Origin of the sequence: Shinella lacus, from assembly GCF_010994755.1 — a bacterium.
Lineage (GTDB): Bacteria > Pseudomonadota > Alphaproteobacteria > Rhizobiales > Rhizobiaceae > Shinella > Shinella lacus.
In genome coordinates this window covers 178489-198709 of the sequence record NZ_WHSB02000007.1, presented here as the reverse complement: position 1 = coordinate 198709, position 20221 = coordinate 178489, and the positions used below count along the sequence as shown (strand labels likewise).

At 64.4% G+C, this 20221-nt stretch carries 23 protein-coding genes; 12 read left to right on the top strand and 11 right to left on the bottom strand.

Going from position 1 to position 20221, the window contains the following annotated elements:
• Positions 1 to 71: 71 nt before the first annotated feature.
• Positions 72 to 1826: a gamma-glutamyltransferase gene (gene ggt / locus GB927_RS19845; protein ID WP_256118943.1), complete on the top strand. Its 1755-nt coding sequence runs from the start codon at positions 72 to 74 to the stop codon at positions 1824 to 1826.
• Positions 1827 to 1828: 2 nt separating this feature from the next.
• Here ggt and GB927_RS19840 read toward each other — a convergent pair whose 3' ends face one another.
• Both GB927_RS19840 and GB927_RS19835 read right to left on the bottom strand, forming a co-directional pair.
• Complete coding sequence (locus GB927_RS19840; RefSeq protein WP_256118942.1) at positions 1829 to 2215, bottom strand: type II toxin-antitoxin system VapC family toxin; 387 nt, start codon at positions 2213 to 2215, stop codon at positions 1829 to 1831.
• A complete protein-coding gene (locus GB927_RS19835) occupies positions 2212 to 2460 on the bottom strand; it encodes a type II toxin-antitoxin system Phd/YefM family antitoxin (RefSeq protein WP_256118941.1) in 249 nt (82 codons plus the stop codon). The genes GB927_RS19840 and GB927_RS19835 overlap by 4 nt, the downstream gene beginning before the upstream one ends.
• 98 nt (positions 2461 to 2558) lie before the next feature.
• On the opposite strand from GB927_RS19835, the gene GB927_RS19830 reads away from it, so the two are divergent.
• Positions 2559 to 3809, top strand: coding sequence for a cytochrome P450 (locus GB927_RS19830; protein ID WP_256118940.1), 1251 nt, complete (start codon positions 2559 to 2561; stop codon positions 3807 to 3809).
• A 148-nt stretch (positions 3810 to 3957) separates the two neighbouring features.
• Here GB927_RS19830 and GB927_RS19825 read toward each other — a convergent pair whose 3' ends face one another.
• Positions 3958 to 4758: an SDR family NAD(P)-dependent oxidoreductase gene (locus GB927_RS19825; protein WP_256118939.1), complete on the bottom strand. Its 801-nt coding sequence runs from the start codon at positions 4756 to 4758 to the stop codon at positions 3958 to 3960.
• Positions 4759 to 4866: 108 nt separating this feature from the next.
• Between GB927_RS19825 and GB927_RS19820 the strand changes: the two genes are divergently transcribed.
• Entirely contained in the window at positions 4867 to 5346 is a 480-nt protein-coding gene (locus tag GB927_RS19820) for a MarR family winged helix-turn-helix transcriptional regulator (RefSeq protein ID WP_256118938.1), read from the top strand.
• Here GB927_RS19820 and GB927_RS19815 read toward each other — a convergent pair.
• The 4 genes from GB927_RS19815 to GB927_RS19800 all read right to left on the bottom strand — a co-directional run bounded on the left by GB927_RS19815 (position 5343) and on the right by GB927_RS19800 (position 8061).
• On the bottom strand, positions 5343 to 5687 hold the full coding sequence (locus tag GB927_RS19815) for a cupin domain-containing protein (protein ID WP_256118937.1): 345 nt from the start codon (positions 5685 to 5687) through the stop codon (positions 5343 to 5345). The two genes, GB927_RS19820 and GB927_RS19815, sit on opposite strands and share 4 nt — an antisense overlap.
• 51 nt (positions 5688 to 5738) lie before the next feature.
• Positions 5739 to 7022 carry an O-acetylhomoserine aminocarboxypropyltransferase gene (locus GB927_RS19810; RefSeq protein ID WP_256118936.1) on the bottom strand — a complete coding sequence of 428 codons (1284 nt, stop codon included), beginning with the start codon at positions 7020 to 7022 and terminating at the stop codon, positions 5739 to 5741.
• A 104-nt stretch (positions 7023 to 7126) separates the two neighbouring features.
• On the bottom strand, positions 7127 to 7555 hold the full coding sequence (locus GB927_RS19805) for a CoA-binding protein (protein ID WP_256118935.1): 429 nt from the start codon (positions 7553 to 7555) through the stop codon (positions 7127 to 7129).
• Between the two features lie 68 nt (positions 7556 to 7623).
• On the bottom strand, positions 7624 to 8061 hold the full coding sequence (locus GB927_RS19800; protein WP_256118934.1) for a CoA-binding protein: 438 nt from the start codon (positions 8059 to 8061) through the stop codon (positions 7624 to 7626).
• Between the two features lie 251 nt (positions 8062 to 8312).
• On the opposite strand from GB927_RS19800, the gene GB927_RS19795 reads away from it, so the two are divergent.
• Positions 8313 to 9149, top strand: a complete 837-nt coding sequence (locus GB927_RS19795) for an EamA family transporter (protein ID WP_256118933.1) — start codon at positions 8313 to 8315, stop codon at positions 9147 to 9149.
• A 5-nt stretch (positions 9150 to 9154) separates the two neighbouring features.
• Here GB927_RS19795 and GB927_RS19790 read toward each other — a convergent pair whose 3' ends face one another.
• The gene (locus GB927_RS19790; protein ID WP_256118932.1) at positions 9155 to 9976 is read right to left on the bottom strand and encodes an enoyl-CoA hydratase; all 822 of its coding nucleotides are present in this window, start codon (positions 9974 to 9976) and stop codon (positions 9155 to 9157) included.
• 138 nt (positions 9977 to 10114) lie between these two features.
• Between GB927_RS19790 and GB927_RS19785 the strand changes: the two genes are divergently transcribed.
• From GB927_RS19785 to argC, 5 genes are all read left to right on the top strand, one after another.
• Complete coding sequence (locus GB927_RS19785) at positions 10115 to 10546, top strand: PaaI family thioesterase (RefSeq protein WP_256118931.1); 432 nt, start codon at positions 10115 to 10117, stop codon at positions 10544 to 10546.
• A 229-nt stretch (positions 10547 to 10775) separates the two neighbouring features.
• Positions 10776 to 11240: a 50S ribosomal protein L13 gene (gene rplM, locus GB927_RS19780; protein ID WP_256118930.1), complete on the top strand. Its 465-nt coding sequence runs from the start codon at positions 10776 to 10778 to the stop codon at positions 11238 to 11240.
• A 2-nt stretch (positions 11241 to 11242) separates the two neighbouring features.
• Entirely contained in the window at positions 11243 to 11719 is a 477-nt protein-coding gene (gene rpsI, locus GB927_RS19775; protein WP_256118929.1) for a 30S ribosomal protein S9, read from the top strand.
• A gap of 130 nt (positions 11720 to 11849) precedes the next feature.
• Positions 11850 to 12803: an agmatinase gene (gene speB, locus GB927_RS19770; protein ID WP_256118928.1), complete on the top strand. Its 954-nt coding sequence runs from the start codon at positions 11850 to 11852 to the stop codon at positions 12801 to 12803.
• Positions 12804 to 12897: 94 nt separating this feature from the next.
• Positions 12898 to 13830, top strand: a complete 933-nt coding sequence (gene argC, locus GB927_RS19765) for an N-acetyl-gamma-glutamyl-phosphate reductase (protein ID WP_256118927.1) — start codon at positions 12898 to 12900, stop codon at positions 13828 to 13830.
• 12 nt (positions 13831 to 13842) lie between these two features.
• Here the strand turns inward: argC and GB927_RS19760 are convergent, their stop codons facing one another.
• Positions 13843 to 14922: a COX15/CtaA family protein gene (locus tag GB927_RS19760; protein ID WP_439655517.1), complete on the bottom strand. Its 1080-nt coding sequence runs from the start codon at positions 14920 to 14922 to the stop codon at positions 13843 to 13845.
• 111 nt (positions 14923 to 15033) lie between these two features.
• Here GB927_RS19760 and GB927_RS19755 point away from each other — a divergent pair, with 111 nt between their 5' ends.
• The gene (locus tag GB927_RS19755) at positions 15034 to 15252 is read left to right on the top strand and encodes a DUF2842 domain-containing protein (RefSeq protein ID WP_256118925.1); all 219 of its coding nucleotides are present in this window, start codon (positions 15034 to 15036) and stop codon (positions 15250 to 15252) included.
• A 4-nt stretch (positions 15253 to 15256) separates the two neighbouring features.
• Here GB927_RS19755 and GB927_RS19750 read toward each other — a convergent pair whose 3' ends face one another.
• Positions 15257 to 15703, bottom strand: a complete 447-nt coding sequence (locus GB927_RS19750; RefSeq protein WP_256118924.1) for an NUDIX hydrolase — start codon at positions 15701 to 15703, stop codon at positions 15257 to 15259.
• 174 nt (positions 15704 to 15877) lie between these two features.
• Between GB927_RS19750 and GB927_RS19745 the strand changes: the two genes are divergently transcribed.
• Positions 15878 to 17143 (top strand): GNAT family N-acetyltransferase, encoded by a 1266-nt coding sequence (locus GB927_RS19745; RefSeq protein ID WP_256118923.1) that lies wholly within the window; start codon positions 15878 to 15880, stop codon positions 17141 to 17143.
• A 6-nt stretch (positions 17144 to 17149) separates the two neighbouring features.
• Here the strand turns inward: GB927_RS19745 and GB927_RS19740 are convergent, their stop codons facing one another.
• Positions 17150 to 19423 (bottom strand): GumC family protein, encoded by a 2274-nt coding sequence (locus GB927_RS19740; protein WP_256118922.1) that lies wholly within the window; start codon positions 19421 to 19423, stop codon positions 17150 to 17152.
• A gap of 218 nt (positions 19424 to 19641) precedes the next feature.
• Between GB927_RS19740 and GB927_RS19735 the strand changes: the two genes are divergently transcribed.
• Positions 19642 to 20217 (top strand): polysaccharide biosynthesis/export family protein, encoded by a 576-nt coding sequence (locus GB927_RS19735; RefSeq protein ID WP_256118921.1) that lies wholly within the window; start codon positions 19642 to 19644, stop codon positions 20215 to 20217.
• The last annotated feature ends 4 nt before the right edge of the window (positions 20218 to 20221 follow it).

Genomic DNA, 20221 nt, shown 5'->3' with positions numbered 1-20221 from the left:
ATGAATCCGGCCGGTCACCCTGCCCGCATTTCCCGGCGCCCGCGCCCGCATTCCGACGGATGGAGACAGTCATGACGACACGATCTATCGCAGCCCTCGGGCTCCTTCTCGCAACCACCACCGGCGCATTCGCCCAGCAGGCCTCCGATACGGTCTCGCCGGAGCGCGCGACCGGCTTTTCCGCAGCCAAGGTCGTGACCGCGAAGGCGCATATGGTGGCCGCCGCGCATCCGCTCGCGGCCGAGGCCGGCGAAAAGGTCCTTGCCGCCGGCGGCAGCGCCATCGACGCCATGATCGCCGTCCAGACGGTGCTCGGCCTCGTCGAGCCGCAATCCTCCGGCCTCGGCGGCGGCGCCTTCCTCGTCTATTACGACGCCGGCACGAAGCGCATCACCACGCTCGACGGCCGCGAGACCGCGCCGATGGAGGCGACGCCGAAACTCTTCCTGGATGAGACGGGCCAGCCCCTCAAATTCTTCGATGCCGTCGTCGGCGGCCGCTCGGTCGGCACGCCCGGCACCGTCATGCTGATGCAGGAGGCGCACAACCGCTGGGGCCGCACGCCCTGGAAGGACCTCTTCGCCCCGGCCGAAAAGATCGCCCGCGACGGCTTTGCCGTCTCGCCGCGCCTCGCCAGCCTGATCGCCGCGGAAGGCGACAAGCTGAAGACCTTCGAATCGACGACAGCCTATTTCTTCGGCGCCGACGGCGCGCCGCTGAAGGCCGGCACGATCCTGAAAAACCAGCCCTATGCCGAAACGCTCTCCGCCATCGCGGCGGGCGGGGCGCCCGCCTTCTATACCGGCGCCATCGCCGAGGCGATCGTCGATACGGTGCGCATGTCGGGCAAGAATGCCGGCGTTTTGGCGCTCGCCGACCTTGCCAACTACCAGGTCAAGGAGCGGCGGCCCGTCTGCGTCTCTTACCGCGCGCTCGACATCTGCGGCATGGGACCGCCCTCCTCCGGCGCGGTCGCCATCGGCCAGATGCTCGGCCTGCTGGAGAATTTCGACCTCAAGGCGCTCGGCAAGGACAATCCGGAAAGCTGGCGGCTGATCGGCGACGCCCAGCGCCTCGCCTTCGCCGACCGCGAACGCTTTCTTGCCGACACCGATTTCGTGCCTTCGCCAATCAAGGGCCTTCTCGAAAAAACCTATCTCGGCGAACGGGCCAAGCTGCTCGACGGCGACAAGGCGCTCACCGATGACGCCGTGACATCCGGCAAGCCGGAATGGGACCACGCCTTCAACTTCGGCCGCGATGCCGCGATCGAACTGCCCTCCACCAGCCATTTCGTCATCGTCGACAAGGACGGCAATGTCGTCTCGATGACCACGACCATCGAAAACGGCTTCGGCTCCCGCCTGATGACCAACGGCTTCCTGCTCAACAACGAACTGACCGACTTCTCCTTCAAGACCCATGACGAGGGCATGCCCGTCGCCAACCGTGTCGAGCCCGGCAAACGCCCGCGCTCCTCCATGTCGCCGACCATCGTCATGAAGGACGGCAAGCCGCTGCTCGCCATCGGCTCGCCCGGCGGCAGCCAGATCATCGGCTATGTCGCGCAGGCGCTCGTCGCCTATATCGACTGGGGCCTGGATGTCGGCGCCATCGTCGCCATGCCGCATGCCATCAACCGCTTCGGCCCCTACGACCTCGAAGCCGGCACCGACGCCGAAAAACTCGCCGAACCGCTGAAAGCCCTCGGCTACGAGGTCAAGATCGGCGACATGAACTCCGGCCTCCACGCCATCGAACTCACCGCCGACGGCCTGAAGGGCGCAGCAGATCCGCGGCGCGAAGGGGTTGCCTTGGGACAGTAGGGTCAGACGAGCCGGATTGGGCCGGGATAGGATGCCAGACGCCGATCGGCGGTGAGCAGCAGGAGGCCTTCGGTTCGCGCCTGGGCGACCAGCATGCGATCGAATGGATCGTTGTGAATGCTCGGAAGGCCTGCCACCGCGATCGCGTGGGCGGCATTGATCGTCAGTTCCTCGTAGCCGCTTTGGACAAGGCCGTGCCGGAGTAGAGACGCGTCCACGGAGAAATCGGGCCGGTTCAAAGTCTGCTTGATCGCGACTTCCCAAAGGCTCGCGACGCTGAAGACCAGGACATTGTCCTGATCGGCCATCATTGTGACGGCCTCGGCGCTCAGGCGCTCAGGCCCTTCGGCGGCCCAGATCAAGAGATGGGTGTCGATCAGCAGTCTCATTTATCGCCCTGAAACATCTTCTCGATCTCTTCCTGACCCATCGTGTCGAAATCGTCCGGGACCTTCAGCTGTCCCCGAAGGAATCCGAAACGGCTCGGAGCGGCTTTCTCTACCGGCTCCTCCAATGCCACCACCCGCACCATCGGTTTCCCCGCCTTGGCGATAACGAAGGATTCGCCTTCCGCGGCCTGTTCGACGAGGCGCGAAAGATGGGTCTTGGCTTCATGAATATTCACGACGCGCATCGTCACCTCCGTGGACTTAGTTTAGTAAACTTAGTCCACTGCCAACAGAAAATCAAATTCCAGTTTTCCGCGGCACCGGAATGCGCTACCGATCCCCCATGACAACGCTCCCCTTTCCCTTTCTCTCCATCGATCCCGCCAGCCGCCGTGTCTCGCTCGACGCGCGCGATCCCGCTTTCTACCGTGATCCGAATCCGGTCTATGCTGCCTTGCATGCGCACTGTCCCACCTTCTACTGGGAAGAGCGGAAACGCTGGTATTTCACCGGCTATGACCATGTGAACGGGCTTTTGCGCGACCGCCGGTTCGGGCGGCAGATCTTGCATGTAGCGACGCGGGAGGAGCTGGGCCTGCCGGAGCCGCAGGATCATGTGAGGCATTTCGATGCGGCGGAGGCCTGGTCGCTTCTGGAGCTGGAGCCGCCGGAGCACACGCGGCTGCGCACGCTCGTCAACCGCGCCTTCGTCTCGCGCACGATCGAGCGGCTGACACCGGAGATCGCCGCGCTTTGCCACCAGGCGATCGATCGTTTCGAGAAGGACGGCAAGGTCGAGCTGCTGGCGGCCTTCGCCGATATCCTGCCGGTGACGATGATCGCCCGCATGATCGGCATTCCGGACGAAATGGGGCCGCAGCTCCTGAAATGGTCGCATGCCTATGTGCGCATGTATATGTTCGGCCGCACGCAGGACGACGAGATCGCAGCAGACGATGCGGCGAAGGAATTCTCCGACTATGTGCGCGGCGTCATCGCCGAGCGCCGGGCGGAACCGCGCGACGACCTGCTCTCGCACATGGTGCATACGGAGCACCGCGGCCAGTTGCTCACTGAAGACGAGCTGATCTCGACGACGATCGTGCTGCTCAATGCCGGGCACGAGGCGACGGTGCACCAGATCGGCAATGCGGTGCGCAGCATTCTCGAAAACGGCGCCGACCCGTCCGTGATCTTCGCGGACGACAAGGCGACGGAGCGCACGGTGGAGGAATGCCTGCGCATCTCCGCGCCGGTGCACATCTTCGATCGTTTCGCTTTGGAGGATGTCGAGCTCGACGGTATCCAGTTCCGCCGCGGCGACAAGGTGGCGATGATCCTCGCCGCCGCCAATCTCGATCCGAAGAAGTTTTCCGATCCGCTCGCCTTCAGGCCGGATCGCAACGAGGGCGCCAACCTCTCCTTCGGCGCCGGCATCCATTTCTGCATCGGCGCCCCGCTGGCAAGGCTGGAGCTCAACATTGCCCTGCCGATCCTGTTCCAGCGCCTGCCGGGGCTGAAGATCGCTCAAAAACCCGTGGTCAAGGATGTCTACCATTTCCACGGGCTGGAGGCGCTGGACCTGACCTGGTGAGGCTCAGGACCGATCGACATTCAGTTCAGGCCGTGCCGAAAATGGTGAATTTCCGTGATCCGGAGCGCAGCGTACTCTCGGTACGTGAGCACCGGAAGCGCGGAAAATCGCCATTTGCAGGCCGGCGTGGGCTGAATGCCGATCGGTCCTAGGCGGCCGCGTAGCGCGTGGCGGGCTTGTTGTGCGAGATGTTCGGGCCGAGCGCCTGGCGCGTGGCTTCGTGTTTCTCCCAATCCGCCTTGTCCGGCAGCGAGGGGATGGTGACGAGCTCGCCCTGGTCGAGGCCGGCAAGGGCGGCGTCGACGAGGTCGGCGACGTCCATGACGCGGCTCTGGTCGAGCGCCTCGACGGAACCGCCTGCCCGGTCGAAGATTTCCGTCCGCGTCAGGCCCGGCAGCACGGCCTGGAGGCGCACGCCGGTGCCGTCCAGCTCGCGGGCGAGCGACTGGGTGAAGGCGAGCACGAAGGACTTGGTGCCGCTATAGGTGCCGTTGAACAGTTCCGGGATGATGGCGACGGCCGACGCGATATTGACGATCGTGCCCTTCTTGCGCGCCACGAAGGCCTGCGCTGCGGTCACGGCGAGGCGGTTGGCGGCGGTGACGTTCAGGGCGATCATCGTGTCGAGATAGTCGATGTCATCCGCGAGCAGCGCGCCCTTCGGGCCGATGCCGGCATTGTTGACGAGCAGCGTGATCGCCGCGTCGTCGCGGATGCGGCGTTCGACGGCGCGGACATCCGCAGGGGCCGAGAGATCGGCGCGCAGCACGTCGACGGCGACGCCATGGTCTACCTTCAGCTTTTCGGCGAGCGCCGCAAGCCGCGCTTCGTCGCGGGCGACGAGCACGAGATCATAGCCGCGGCGGGCAAGACGGTCGGCATAGGTGGCGCCGATGCCGGCGGATGCGCCGGTCACGAGGGCGGTTCCAAGGTTCGTTGTGCGGGTCATGTCAGGTCTCCGGTTTGAATTTAGTGGTATATGCCACTATATCGGGAGCACTATCCGGGCTTGCAATAGGCCCGCGCGATTTTTATCGAGAGATGAGCGAGGTATGAGATGAGCGAAACCGACGGCGTCTGGCAGCACTGCACGAACAGCGCGATCCGTCGCGCCGCGCGGCAGCTCGGCCAGCTCTATGACGACCTGGTCGAACCGAGCGGGCTGAAGGGCACGCAGTTTTCGCTGATGTCGCAGATCGCGCTTGCCGGCAAGGACGGCACGCCCCTGAAGCCGCTGGCGGAGGGGCTGGTCATGGACCTCTCGGCCCTCGGCCACACGCTGAAGCCGCTGACACGCGACGGGCTGGTCGAACTCATCCCCGACGCGCGCGACGGGCGCGTGAAGCGCGCGCGACTAACGCCGCTTGGCGCTCAGAAACAGGAAGAGGCACTGGCGCTCTGGCATGACGCGCAGGGGCGCTTCGACGCCGTGTTCGGCGCCGAGCGTTCGGCCGAGATGCGCAGCCTGCTCGGGCTTATCTCGACGCCCGACTTCGCCAAGGCCTTCCGGGCGGCCAAGCAGAAATCCGACGATTAGAGTCGGATGACGTAGTCCTTGCGAGTCGTTTCAACGACTTCCCAGCTTCCCTTGAAGCCGGGCCTGAGGATCAGCCGGTCGCCGGCCTTGAGGTGGAAGATCTCGCCGTCGTCGGAGGTGACGATCGAACGGCCTTCGAGGATGTGGAAATATTCCCACTCGTCGTACTGGATGCGCCATTTTCCCGGCGTCGATTGCCAGATGCCGGAATAGATGCCGCCCTCGGCCTCCTCGATGTTCCAGCTCGTGAAAACCGGATCGCCGGAAATCAGCCGGTCCGCCGCCGGCCGGCCCTCTTCCGGCACGATGCCGGAAATGTCGAAGGGTTGCGCTTTGCTCATGCTTGCTCCTTGGGAAGGATGCGGGCGGCCTGGAAGACCGCCCGGAAGGTATCAGGCTTTGGCCAGCGCCTGTTCGATATCCGCGATGATGTCGGCGACGTCCTCGATGCCGATCGACAGGCGCACGACATCCGGCCCGGCGCCGGCCGCAACCTGCTGCTCTTCCGAAAGCTGGCGGTGCGTCGTGGAGGATGGGTGGATGACGAGCGAGCGCGTGTCGCCGATATTGGCGAGGTGCGAGAGCATTTCTAGGCCTTCGACGAAGCGTTTGCCCGACTCGTAACCGCCCTTCAGGCCGAAGGTGAAGACGGCGCCCGCGCCCTTCGGCGAATAACGCTGCTGCACGCCGTGGTTCGGGTCGTCGTCCAGGCCGGCATAGGTGACCCAGGAGATTTTCTCGTGCCCCTTCAGCCATTTGGCGACGGCGAGCGCATTGTCGCAATGGCGCTGCATGCGCAGCGGCAGGGTCTCGATGCCGGTCAGGATCTGGAAGGCGTTGAAGGGCGAGATGGCGGGGCCGAAGTCACGCAGGCCCAGCACGCGGCAGGCGATCGCGAAGGCGAAGTTACCGAAGGTCGCGTGCAGCACCATGCCGGCATATTCCGGGCGCGGCTCGGAAAGCGCCGGATATTTGCCCGAGGCCGTCCAGTCGAACGTGCCGCCATCGACGATGACGCCGCCCATGGAATTGCCGTGGCCGCCCATGAACTTGGTCAGCGAATGCACGACGATGTCGGCACCATGCTCCAGCGGACGCACGAGGTAAGGCGTCGCCATGGTGTTGTCGACGATGAGCGGCAGGCCGTGGCGGTGTGCCACTTCGGCGATGCCGGCGATGTCGACGAAGGTGCCGCCGGGGTTCGCCAGACTCTCGATGAAGATCGCCTTGGTCTTGTCGTCGATCTGGCTTTCGAACGAAAAAAGATCGCTCGTATCGGCCCAGCGCACATGCCAGTCGAAGCTCTTGAAGGCATTGCCGAACTGGTTGACCGAGCCACCATAGAGCTGGCGGGCCGAGATGAAATTGTCGCCAGGGCGCATGATCGTGTGGAAGACGAGGAGCTGCGCGGCATGGCCGGAGGCAACGGCGAGCGCCGCCGTGCCGCCTTCGAGCGCTGCCACGCGCTCTTCGAGCACGGCCTGTGTCGGGTTCATGATGCGGGTATAGATATTGCCGAAGGCCTGCAGGCCGAAGAGCGAGGCGGCGTGGTCCGTATCGTTGAAGACGAAGCTGGTGGTCTGGTAGATCGGCGTCGCGCGGGCACCCGTCGTCGGGTCCGGCTGGGCACCGGCGTGGATGGCGAGCGTGGAAAATCCGGGCTTGTTCTTCGTCATGAAATGGCCTCCCTGGCTGAAGTCGGGCGCACTATTTCAGAGGGATAAGGGCCGGTCAAAGAAAGAATTTCCGTTGCGACGATCGGTTTTGCGACCCAGAAATCTCAGGCGACGAGGCGCGGATATTCGATCGCCGGGCAGCGATCCATCACCACCTTGATGCCAGATGCTTCTGCCGTGGCGGCAGCCTCATCGTGGCGCACGGAAAGCTGACCCCAGATGACCTTCGGCAGAGGAGAGAGCGCCAAGGCCTCCTCGACGACGGACGGCAGCGCATCGGCCGCGCGAAAAACGTCGATCATGTCGATCGGCTCGACGATGTCGGCAAGGCGGGCGACGACGGGCTGACCGAGGATTTCCTTGCCGGCCTGGCCGGGATTGACCGGGATGACGCGATAGCCCTTGCGCAGCAGGAAGGCCATCACCCGATGGCTCGGCCGCTCCGGGTTCGGCGAGGCGCCGACGAGCGCGATCAGCTTTGTCGAGCGCAGGATGTCGGCGATGTAATAGTCCGGATAGGAATCATGGTTCATGGCGTTATCCCGTCTTCTCCGGGGAGAATTGGGGTAACGCTGCGTGAAGTCAATATTATTGACAACCGTCAGGATGCCTTGAGCATCAGCACCGGATATTCCGTCACCGGGCAGCGATCCATGACGACCTGGATGCCGGCGGCTTCGGCACGCGCCGCCGCCGCATCGTCGCGCACGGTGAACTGGCCCCAGATGACCGCGGGCAGCGGGCTGAGCGCCAGCACCTCGTCGACCACCGCCCCGAACTGGCTGGCCGCGCGAAAAACGTCGACCATGTCGATCGGCTCGGGGATGTCGGAGAGATGGGCGTAGACAGTCTGGCCGAGGATGGTTTTTCCCGCATGGCCGGGGTTCACCGGAAAGACGCGATAACCCTTGCCGAGCAGGAAACCCATCACCCCATGGCTCGGGCGGCCGTCATTCGGCGAGGCACCCAGCACGGCGATGGTGTGCACGGATTTGAGGATATGGCGGATATAGTTGTCGGCATAGTGATCGTGGTTCATCGCTGCCTCCTCCGGCGTTGGCGACCGTCTCTCACACGTCTTCCAATTACAGATATTAGCGCAGAACCTTAAAGAAGACGACCGGGCGGGTGCCCGCAAAAGCCTGCGAATTGTGCCAATCCGGATCACATTTCGGGGTTTCGTCATTCCCTCGGGTTGAAATCGCTGAAAATCCCGATTGCAAATCGCCGGCTTTGCGCAGATGAAGGGGCCAACTCCCCATCCGCCTGCCCGCCCCCCGAGGTCCCAGATTGCCGCTAGACGTCCTTTTTCTCGTGCTGTTCGGCGCGGCTCTGCATGCGGTCTGGAATGCGCTGGTCAAATCCGGCACGGACAAGTCGCTCGATGCCGCCATGGTCTCGCTCGGCGGCGGCATGGTCGGCCTCGCCTGCCTGTGGCTGGTGCCGCTCCCGCATCCCGAGGCCTGGCCGTTCATCCTGACGTCGGCCGTCCTGCAGTTCGCCTATTTCCAGCTTGTCGCAGCGGCCTACCGGGCGGGCGACATCGGTCTCGTCTATCCGCTGATGCGCGGCGCCGCCCCCCTTCTCGTCGCCACAACCAGCGGCCTCGTGCTCGGCGAGCACCTGACGCCCACAGCCATGGCCGGCGTGCTGGTCATCTCGGCTGGCGTGCTGACGCTCGCCTTCGAATCGCGGCACGGCAGCCGACGCGCCATCGTCTTCGCGCTGGCAAACGCCGTCGTCATCGCGAGCTACACCTTCGTGGATGCCGCCGGTGCCCGCGCCTCAGGCAATGCCATTTCCTATACGCTCTGGATGTCGCTGCTGCCGCCGATGCTGCTGTTCGGCTGGGCGATCTCGCAGCGCGGCGCCGCCCCGGTCTGGAACCATGTGCGCCGCAACTGGATCCGCGGCCTCCTCGGCGGCGGCGGCTCCATCGCCTCCTACGGCCTCGCGCTGTGGGCGATGACGAAAGCCCCCGTCGCGACCGTCGCCGCCCTACGCGAAACCGCCATCCTCTTCGCCCTCCTCATCTCTGTCTTCATCCTCAAGGAGAAAGCCAGCATCTGGCGCTACATCGCCGGCGCGGTGATTGCAGGTGGGGTGCTGGTGCTGAAGCTGGCTTGAGGCGGCTAGTCTCGGCCCCACTCCGGCATGCGCTTGTCGAGAAAGGCGCCGATTCCCTCTTTCGCATCATCGGCGAACATGTTGTCGACCATCGTCGCCACCGCCACGTCATAGGCATCCGGCAGAGGCAGGCCGGCCTGAGCGCGCATGGCGGCTTTGCCGATGCGAAGCGCCTGGGGCGATTTCGAGGCGATGACGGCGGCGTATTTGTCGACCACCTGACGCAGATATTGCTGCGGCACGATGCGGTTGACGAGGCCGAAATCCTTGGCGGTCGAGGCGTCGATCGTCTCGCCGGTGAGCAGCATTTCCATCGCCTGCTTGGGGTGTGCGGCGCGGGTGACGGCGACCATCGGTGTCGAGCAGAACAGGCCGATATTGACGCCCGGCGTGCAGAAGGTCGAGGTGTCGGTGCAGATGGCGAGGTCGCAGCTTGCGACGAGCTGGCAGCCGGCGGCTGTCGCGAGCCCGTCGATCTCGGCCACCACGGGCTGCGGCAGCGCGGCGATCTTCAGCATGAGATCGGCGGCCATGCGCATGGTCTTCTCGAAGAAGGCGCGGCCGCCGTCCGGATCGCCGCGGCGCGCCGTCATTTCCTTGAGATCGTGGCCGGCGGAAAAGACTTTTCCCGTCGAGGCGAGAATGACGATGCGGATCGCCTCGTCGGCGGCAGCGGCATCGAGCGCCGCGCCGAGCGCCTCCATGACGGCGACGGAGAGCGCGTTGGCCGGCGGATTGTTCAGCGTGATCCGGAGGATGGGCTCGAAGCGTTCGACACGCACCGGGTTGGCCGGCTCCTCTTTCCTGAACGACACCACATCCGCCATGACCGGCCTCCCTCGCTGTTCGGTTTTGCGGTCCTACGCCTCGCAGCAGACAGTTTCAAGCACGGCGCCATAGACTTTGAGGGGGCTTGCCGCGGCCGGCAAATCGGTCTGTAAACGCACAAGACAGGAGACGTGCCGATGAAACTAACGCCGATCATGGACCCGGAGGCGCTGAACCGCTTCCTCGAAGCCGACTTTCCGCAGCTTCATACGGACGGCAAGGTTTTCGAGGTGACGGAGGTGCATCCCGGCGCGATCGTCATGCGCCTCATGCCGAATGAACGGCACCTGCGCCCCGGCGGCACCATCTCCGGCCCCACGCTCTTTGCGCTTGCCGATGTCGGCGCCTGGTGCGCGGTGCTGGCGCATATCGGCCCGGTGGCGCTCGCCGTCACCACCAGTCTCAACATCAATTTCCTGCGCAAGCCGACGCCCGGCCCCCTCTCCTGCACCTGCCGGGTCCTGAAACTCGGCAAGCGGCTCGCGATTGTCGAAGCGTCGATTTTCGACGAGGATGCCGAGGATCTGGTGGCGCATGCCACCGCGACCTATTCGATTCCACCGCGATAATTTGTGGTATCAAAATACCACCTAAACAAGTCATTGTTTTTGCTATATTATCTTTGGCACCGCCCGGATCGCGTCTCTTGACGCCCAAGCAGCACTCGCTTATAAGCCGCCCAGATCGCGGTCCTTTGGGGCCGCTTTCGATTTTTGGCGTCCGCAAGGCGCCAAACCAAGCAACAAAAAGCGCCCAAAGCCGCAAGGTTTCGGGACCCCTAAAGAAAGAGCTACTCCCATGGGAACCTTCGTACAGAAGCCCGCCGAGGTAGAGAAGAAGTGGATCCTCATCGACGCCGAAGGCCTCGTTGTCGGTCGCCTCGCTACCCTGATCGCAAACCGCCTGCGCGGCAAGCATAAGGCCACCTTCACCCCCCACGTCGACGACGGTGACAACATCATCGTTATCAACGCTGAGAAGGTCGTCTTCACCGGCAAGAAGTATTCCGACAAGACGTATTACTGGCACACCGGTTATCCGGGTGGCATCAAGGAGCGTACGGCTCGCCAGATCATCGAAGGCCGCTTCCCGGAGCGCGTTCTCGAGAAGGCTGTCGAACGCATGGTTCCGCGCGGCCCGCTCGGCCGTCGCCAGATGAAGAACCTGCGCGTCTATGCCGGCTCCAACCATCCGCATGAAGCACAGCAGCCCGTCACCCTCGACGTCGCCAAGCTGAACAGCAAGAACACAAGGAGCGCCTGATCATGGCCGACCTCTCCTCGCTCAAGGACCTCGGCGTCGCTGCCGCAGCTCCCGCTGCCTCCGCCCCGGTTCACGTCAAGAAGGTTGACGCCCAGGGCCGCTCCTACGCCACCGGCAAGCGCAAGAACGCTGTCGCCCGCGTATGGGTCAAGCCGGGCTCCGGCAAGATCACCGTCAACGGCAAGTCTTTCGAGACCTACTTCGCCCGCCCGGTTCTGCAGATGATCCTGCAGCAGCCGATCATCGCGGCTGCCCGTGACGGCCAGTTCGACATCGTTGCCACCGTTGCCGGCGGCGGTCTTTCCGGCCAGGCCGGTGCCGTTCGTCACGGCGTCTCCAAGGCGCTGACCTACTTCGAGCCGGGCCTGCGCGCGGTTCTGAAGAAGGGCGGCTTCCTGACCCGCGATTCGCGCGTCGTCGAACGCAAGAAGTACGGCAAGGCCAAGGCCCGCCGTTCGTTCCAGTTCTCCAAGCGTTAATCGCTCGGACGATTTTGGGTTCAGGAAAGGCCGGGGTTCGCCCCGGCCTTTTCGTTTTCTGCACGTAGAATCCCTCTTGCCTTAAAGCCCGCGATTGGCGAACGTCCCGCCAGATTTCGGAGGGAATTTCATGGCCAACAAGACGATCGACCACGCCATCACGGCAAAATCGCTGAAAAGCGCTGCCTCGGACCCGACCCATGCCGGCATCCTCTCCTTCATGCGCCGGCGCTATTCGAAGGTGCTGAAGGATGTCGACGCGGTCGTCTGGGGCATTCCCTTCGATGCCGCGACCTCCAACCGCCCCGGCACGCGCTTCGGGCCGCAGGCGATCCGCCGCGCTTCGGCGATCATGGACAACGATCCGCAATATCCCTTCGAGCGCGACCTCTTCGAGGACATGGCCGTCATCGACTACGGCGATTGCCTGCTCGACTACGGCAACCACCAGAAGACGCCGGCGACGATCGAGCGCGAGGCGAAGAAGATCCTCAAATCCGGCGCCTATATGCTGACGCTCGGCGGCGACCATTTCATCACGCTGCCGATCCTGCGCGCGCATGCCGAAAAGTATGGGCCGCTGTCGCTCGTCCAGTTCGATGCGCACCAGGATACCTGGGCGGACGAAAAGGGGCGCATCGACCATGGTTCCTTCGTCGGCACGGCCGTGCGCGAGGGGCTGATCGATGCGGAGACGTCGATCCAGATCGGCATCCGCACCCATGCGCCGGAGGATTGCGGCATCCGCATCCTCTACGGCTACGAGGTCGAGGAAATGACCGCCGGTGAACTGGCCGACGCGATCGTCCACCACGTCGCCGACCGTGCAACCTATCTCACCTTCGACATCGACTGCCTCGACCCGGCCTATGCGCCCGGCACCGGCACGCCGGTGTCCGGCGGCCCGTCGAGCGCGAAGATCCTGTCGGTGCTGCGCAAGCTCGGGGCGTTGAACGTGGTCGGCTCGGATGTCGTCGAGGTCTCGCCGGCCTATGACCATGCCGACATCACCGCCATCGCGGGCTCGACCATCGCCATGTACATGCTGGGGCTGCATGCCGCGCAGCTGGCGGAACGACGCTGAACCGTCGGCATTGAATGCGACAAGGCAAGCCGCTATATCGGGCCGACCCTCGCGGGCGGTCCGCGGCGCATGCATTGACAGGATGGGATTCCAGATGAAACCGAAGATCTTCATCGATGGCGAACACGGCACGACGGGCCTGCAGATCCGCACGCGCATGGCCGGCCGCGACGATGTCGAGCTTCTGTCCATTCCGGAAGCCGAGCGGCGCAATGCGAAGCTGCGCGAAGACCTGCTGAACGACGCCGACGTCGCCATCCTCTGCCTGCCGGATGATGCCGCCAAGGAGGCCGTCGCCATGGTCGCCGGCAACAATTCCGTGCGCATCATCGACACTTCGACCGCGCACCGCGTGCACCCCGACTGGGCCTACGGCTTCGCCGAGATGGACCGCGCGCAGCCGAAGAAAATCGCGGACGCCCGCTACGTCGCCAATCCCGGCTGCTACCCGACGGGCGCCATCGGCCTCATCCGCCCGCTGCGCCTCGCCGGCATCCTGCCGGAGGACTATCCGGTCACCGTCAACGCGGTCTCCGGCTACACCGGCGGCGGCAAGCAGATGATCGCGCAGATGGAAGATGCCGGGCACCCCGAGCACATCTCGTCGCCCCACTTCCTCTACGGCCTGCCGCTGAAGCACAAGCATGTGCCGGAGATGCAGGTGCACGGCATGCTGTCGCGCGCCCCCCTCTTCTCGCCCTCGGTCGGAAAATTCGCTCAGGGCATGATCGTGCAGGTGCCGCTCTATCTCGCCGACCTCAACGATCACGCCTCGTTGGGCTCCATCCATGAGGCGCTGGTCGCGCACTACGCCGGCCAGGACATCGTCGAAGTCGTGGACCTCAAGGAAAGCGCCGCGCTCCCCCGCGTCAACGCCGTGGAACTCGCCGACACCGACCGCATGAAGCTCTACGTCTTCGGTACCGCCGGCGCCCCCCACGTCAACCTCGTCGCCCTGCTCGACAATCTCGGCAAGGGCGCTTCGGGGGCTGCGGTGCAGAACATGGATCTGATGCTGCGGGGCTGAGTTTCGCCCCTCCTACCGCTCATACTCCCCGACAAACCCGCGCCAATGCGCGACCGCAAAACCCAGCACGATCAGCGCGCCGCCCTGGTGCGCCAGCGCCCAGCCGAGCGGCACCTGCCAGACCAGCGTCAGGATGCCGATCGTTGCCTGGAGACAGATGAGGGCGAAGAGGACGAGGGCGCGGCGGGCGTGGGTGGTTTCGGGGGCGGCGCGAAGAGACGAGAGCATGTGGATGAAGACGAGCGCGAAGAGCACGTAGGCGCCGATGCGGTGGACGAACTGCACGGTCTTCGGGTTTTCGAAGAGGTTGATCCACCAGGGCTGCTGGAGGAAGAGGCCGCCGGGCACGACGGCGCCGTCCATCAGCGGCCAGGTGTTGTAGGAGAGGCCCGCGTCGAGGCCGGCGACGAGCGCGCCGAGATAGATCTGGAAGATCGCCATGCAGGCGATGATGCCGGCCATGCGCTGCGCGGTCGTGGTCGGGGCCGGATCGTCGCTGTGCGGCGAGAGCGCGCGCATCAGCCAGGTGGTCCAGGCGAAGATCAGACAGGCGATGGTGAGGTGGGTGGCGAGCCGGTACTGGCTGACGGAGACGCGGTCGGCGAGGCCTGAAGAGACCATCCACCAGCCGATGAAGCCCTGGAAACCGCCGAGCGCCAGAAGCCCGACGAGCGGCCAGCGCAGCTTCTTCTCGATGCGGCCGGTCAGCCAGAAGAAGGCGAGCGGCACGGCGAAGACGAAGCCGATGGAGCGCGCGATCAACCGGTGCGCCCATTCCCACCAGAAGATCGTCTTGAACTCGTCGACGGTCATGCCCTTATTGATCTGCTCATATTGCGGAATGCGCTTGTAGAGGTCGAATTCCTCCTGCCATTCCGCCGCGGTGATCGGCGGGATGACGCCGTGGATCGGCTTCCATTCGGTGATGGAAAGCCCGGATTCGGTGAGCCGCGTCGCGCCGCCGACGAGCACCAGCACGAACAGTGTGAACAGCACGAAGCCGAGCCACCGGCGCACCTGGCGGCGGTTGCGGTCGGTCCTGTCCGTGTCGTAGTCACTGCGGTATGCGGTCGCGGTGGTGGCGGTCATCATAACTGCTCCTTGTCTTGGCGTTGATTTGCCCGACCGGGCCGTGCAAAACAAGGCCCGAACCTTTGCGGCATGCCGTCGCGCCCTTGCCGCTTATGAATTGAAAGACCGCCAATGCCCCCTCGCCTGCGCAAACTGATCGGCACCGTGCTGATCATCATCCTCGTCCTCGTCTATGCGCTGATCGCGACCACCGTCGCCGTCGCGACCTTGGGGGAATCGCCGTGGTGGACCCACCTCATCTATTTCACGGTGACCGGCCTGCTCTGGATCCTGCCGGCCATGCTGATCATCAAATGGATGGAAAAGCCCGGCAAGCCGCGCGACGAATAAGCTTCTATCGCGCCTTGATATGGGCGGCGAGGCCGGTCGGATAGAGCTCCCAGCCGTTCGGCAAGGCATCCGGTATGAACCACCGCGCCGTCCAGACCGAGCGGTCATGCTCGACCAGCGTGATTTCCGGGCGGCGGTAGAGGCTTTCGTCGAGCAGGCGGATGGGCGCTGCGAAGATGAATTCGTGGCCGCGCGCGCCCTCGTGCCAGAAGAGATTCTCGAAGACGGTCCAGGGGCCGTTGATGGCGATGCCGCAGTTGAGCTCCTCGCGGAACTCGCGCGCCAGCGCCTCCTCCCGCGTCTCGCCGAATTCGACGGTGCCGCCGGGCGGGCGAACGCCCTTCACGCTGCCGTCGTCCCGCGTCACTTCCGCGGCGAGCAGCCGGCTGCCCTGCCAGGCGAGGCCCAGCACCTTCACATGGATTTTCTGCGGCGGGCGCCATGTCTGCATGTCTTCCTCCTGCCCTTTGCTTTTGCTGGATTTCGTTATGAACTTGCTAACCGCGCTTGCCAATTTCCCCGGGTAAGCGAGGCGATGCCACTGGATTTAAACCATTTCCGCAAGTCTGGTGCCTATGGTGTTTGTGCGGCGATCCGGCCGCATCGGGTGCATAAGGGCGACGCCATGGGAGCGATGCAACTCAATTTCCAGATCATGCCGTCCGAGCGTGAGCTCGCGAGCCGCTATTTGGGCCTCGTCGCCGGCGGCGAGCGCACACCCTCGACGGTGCCTCTGTCGATCCGCCTGCATGACCGCATGGAATCGCTGGAAACCCGCTGGCGGGCGCTTGAAGCGGAAAACAAGCTTTCGCTTCACCAGAGCTATGACTGGTGCCGCGCCTGGGCGGAGACCCATGCCTGCAAGCTCCTGATCGTCGAAGGTTTTTCCGGCGGGCGCACCCACCTCATCCTGCCGCTCGAAATCGTGCGCCACGGGCCGGTACGCACCGCCCGCTTCCTCGCGACCTCCTTCAGCAACATCAATACCGGGCTTTATACGGAGGAATTCCACTTCCTCGCCGCCCCGCCGCGTCTGCGCCAGGCTTTCGAGCAGGCGCGCAGCCAGTTCGCCCGCTATTTCGATCTGTTCATGCTGGAAAAGGTGCCGCTCAACTGGCGCGGGGAAACGAATTCCTTTGCCGACCTGCCCTCGGTTCTGAACCAGAACGCCGCCTTCCAGCTCGAGCTTTTCGACGATTTCGACCGTACGCTGGCGCAGGTCAACGCAAAACGCCGCCGCAAGAAATTCCGCCTCTCCGAGCGCCGGCTGGCGACACTCGGCGGTTATGAACATGTGGTCGCCTCCACGAACGAGGAAAGCCGCCACCTGCTCGAAACCTTCTTCCGCCAGAAGGCCGCGCGTTTCGACACGATGGGCCTGCCGGACGTCTTTCGCGACGAGGAAACCCGCAATTTCTTCCGCCGCGCGATCGCGGTGCCGGCCAAGGACGGCAACTATCCGCTCCAGATCCATGCCGTGCGCCTGAAGGGTGAAAACGACGGGCGCATCGTCGCCATTGCCGGGCTTTCGCGCAAGGGCGACCATGTGATCTGCCAGTTCGGCTCGATCGACGACACGATCGCGGCGGATGCCAGCCCCGGCGAATTCCTGTTCTACCTGGCGATCCGCAAACTATGCGGCGAAGGCGTGCGCCTCTTCGATTTCGGCATCGGCGACCAGCCCTACAAGCGCTCCTGGTGCACGATCGAGACGCCGCAGCACGACCTGCTCTGGCCGACGACGGTGGCCGGCAGCATGGTTGCGGCCGTGCACCGGGCAAAAGCCGGCGCCAAGCGGCTCATCAAGCAGAACCCGCAGGTCTATTCCTTCCTGCAGCGCATGCGCTCGGGCAAGACGGAGTTCGTCCGCGCCGGCGACGACGCGGAATAGAGCTTTTTAGGCCGCGCGGCGCCCCGGATAACGTGGCGGCTCCGCGCCCTCGCCCGTCATCAGCACGATCTCGCTGTAGCCGGCTTCGCCGAAGGCGCCGATCAGTTCGACGATCTCGTCTTCCTCGGCACCCGGAATGGAGAGGATGATATCCGTCTCCTGCCCGCGCGTCAGGCGGCGCACGCCTTCCACTTCCGCCGGACCGCATTCCACGATCACCGTGTCATAGGCGTCTGCGAGCGAATCGATCACCATCGCCAGCCGGTCGATGCCGCGCATGGCGCGTTTGATGTTGGCGTTGCCGCGCGGGATGATATGCGCGCTGGACAGCCGGTCACCATGAATGATGTCGCCGAAGGCCGCGTCGCCGACGAGAAGGTCGGTGATGCCGGGCACATGGGTCGACTGCGCCATCAGGCGCGTCGGGCAGGCCGAGCCGGTCAGGTCGATCAGCAGCGTCTTGCGGTGTTCTTCTGCGATGCGGCGGGCAAGCATGACGGTGGCGGTCGATCCGCGGTCGCCCGAAGGCGAGACGGAAATCGCGACGGAAACATTGTTCTCGATCATATGCCAGGCGACGGAGGCCACGGAGAAGTCGCCGTCATCGGCAAGACCGGGCGTATCGAGCAGCGAGGCCTGGGCGGTTTCCGGCTCGACCTCGTCTTCGTCAGGCGCAATGCTCGACAGCAAGGATTTTGCCGGCGCGCGCACATCCTTGATGGGGCCGTAGTCCGGCCGGGCTACCGGCTCGGCGTGAACCACCTGCTCTTTGCGCACCACCGGCTCGGCATGCACCACCGGTTCCGGCTTGACGACCGGCTCCTCCACCATGATTTCGGGCTCGATCTCCTCCTCGCGGCGATAGGCCACGACGCCGACCGGCTTCAGGGCGCGGCCGCTGAAGAGTTCGGCAAGCAGGATGACGATGGCGCTCAGCGCAAAGCCCGCGGCGGCGCCGACGATGGTGATCGGCAAGACTTTCGGGAAGGAGACTTCGGTCGGCTCGACGGCCGCCGAAATGATGCGGGCGTCGGCCGGCGTCGAGCCGCTGCCGGTGCGCGACGTCGCCTCGCGGTAGCGGGCGAGATAGGTTTCGAGCAATTGCCGTTGCGCCGTCGCCTCGCGCTCCAGCGCCTTGAGGCCGACTTCGTCTTCGCCGGCGCGCGCGGTATCCGCCTTCACCGTGTTGAGCTGCTGCACGAGCTGCGTTTCGCGCAGCCGCGCGGTCTTCGCCTCGTTTTCGAGGCTCGACAGGATTTTCTGCGTCTCCGCCTTGATCTGCCCGCGGATGCCGACGAGCTGCGAGCGCAGGCCCTTCAGCCGCGGATGGCCTTCCAGCAACGATGTGGAGAGATCGGAGATCTGCCCCTGGATCTGCGCCTCGCTCTCCTTCAGCCGCTGTATCATCTGCGAGCCGACGACGTCGGTTAGCGTATCCGGTGCGCCGCCGGCCGTCAGCACGTTGCGCACGCTTTCGGCGCGCGCTTCCGCATTGGCGCGTTCGCCGCGCACCCGGGCAAGTTCCGTCGAGATGTCGTTCAACTGGCGCACGGCGAAGGTGGAGTTTTCGCCCGTCGGCAGGAGATCGGAGTTCGAGCGGTATTCGGCGACCTTCTGCTCGGCCTCGCGCACCTTCTCGCGCAAGTTGGCGATTTCCGGCTCCAGCCAGCGCGTCGCCTCGGAATTGGTGTCGAGCTTGGCGCCGCTTTGCAGCGAGAGATAGACCTTGGCCATCTCGTTCGGGATCCGCGCGGCAAGGCCCGGGTCCTTCGAGCTGAACTCGATGGCGATGACGCGCGACTTCTCGACCTGGTAGACGACGAGCTTTTCGGCAAACTCCTTCAGCACGCGGTCTTCGGGTGCGAGATCGAGCGGGTTCTTCTTGAGCCCGAAAAGAACCAGCAGGTCGGAAATGGCGGAGGGCTGCGCCGTCGGATCGAACTCCTCCAGCTCCTGCAGCTTCATGTTGCGCGTGACCTGCTTGATGAGGTCGGCGGATTTCAGGAGCTGCACCTGGCTGGCGATACCGAGTTCGTCGAAGGCCGGCTGTTCGCGGCCCTGCGAGCGATCCGTGCCCGTCGTGAAGGCCGGCTCGCGCGTTTCGATGAGGAGGCGGGCCTCGCTCTTGTATTTGGGCGTGATGAGGTTTGCGCCGGCAAAGGCAATGCCCGCGCAGGCGACGGTTGCCAGAAGCACCCGCATGCGGTTGCGCCAGATCGCGCCGAAAAGACCGCCAAGGTCGATATCGACATCCTGCTGGCTTCCGTGAACGCCCGACATATCCCTACTCCACCACACGACGATGACACGACGATTTCCGGGCACGGTAAACAAACATGGTAACGCAAGGGTTAATTACCGGCGGTTGTCCCCTCACCTTCACGCGCTTCTTTCACGAAAAAATCGGACCCGACCTGCCGCGGCCTTTACCAGCCATTAACCCTAACGGATCGATAACGGGGATCAGATTTCTGATTTGCGGGATTGGGTTCAAGCGAATGACATTCGCCACCATCAACAAGGGCATGCTGCTCGCGCTGGCACTCATCGTGCCGGCCGTCGCGGGCTGCAGCAGTTACCGCCCCGCCCCCAAGGCGTTCCACGAGGCGACCATCCAGCCCTACCGGCTCGACAGCGGCGACCGCCTGCGCGTCACCGTCTTCGAGCAGACCGGCCTTACCAACACCTATTCGATCGACCAGGCCGGCTATGTCGCCTTCCCGCTCATTGGTGCGGTGCCCGCGCGCGGCAAGACGATCCAGGAACTCGAAGGCGCCATCGCGGCAAAACTCCGCCAGGGCTACCTGCGCGATCCCGATGTCTCCATCGAGGTCGACCGCTACCGTTCGATCTATATCATGGGCGAAGTGGGCCAGGCCGGGCAGTACAGCTATGTCGCCGGCATGACGATCCAGAACGCCATCGCGGTCGCCGGCGGCTTCTCGCCGCGCGCCAACCAGGGCAATGTCGACGTCACACGCAAGATCAACGGCAAGATTCTCACGGGCCGCGTCTCCATCTCCGATCCGGTCCTGGCCGGTGATACGATCTATGTCCGTGAACGGCTGTTCTGATCGT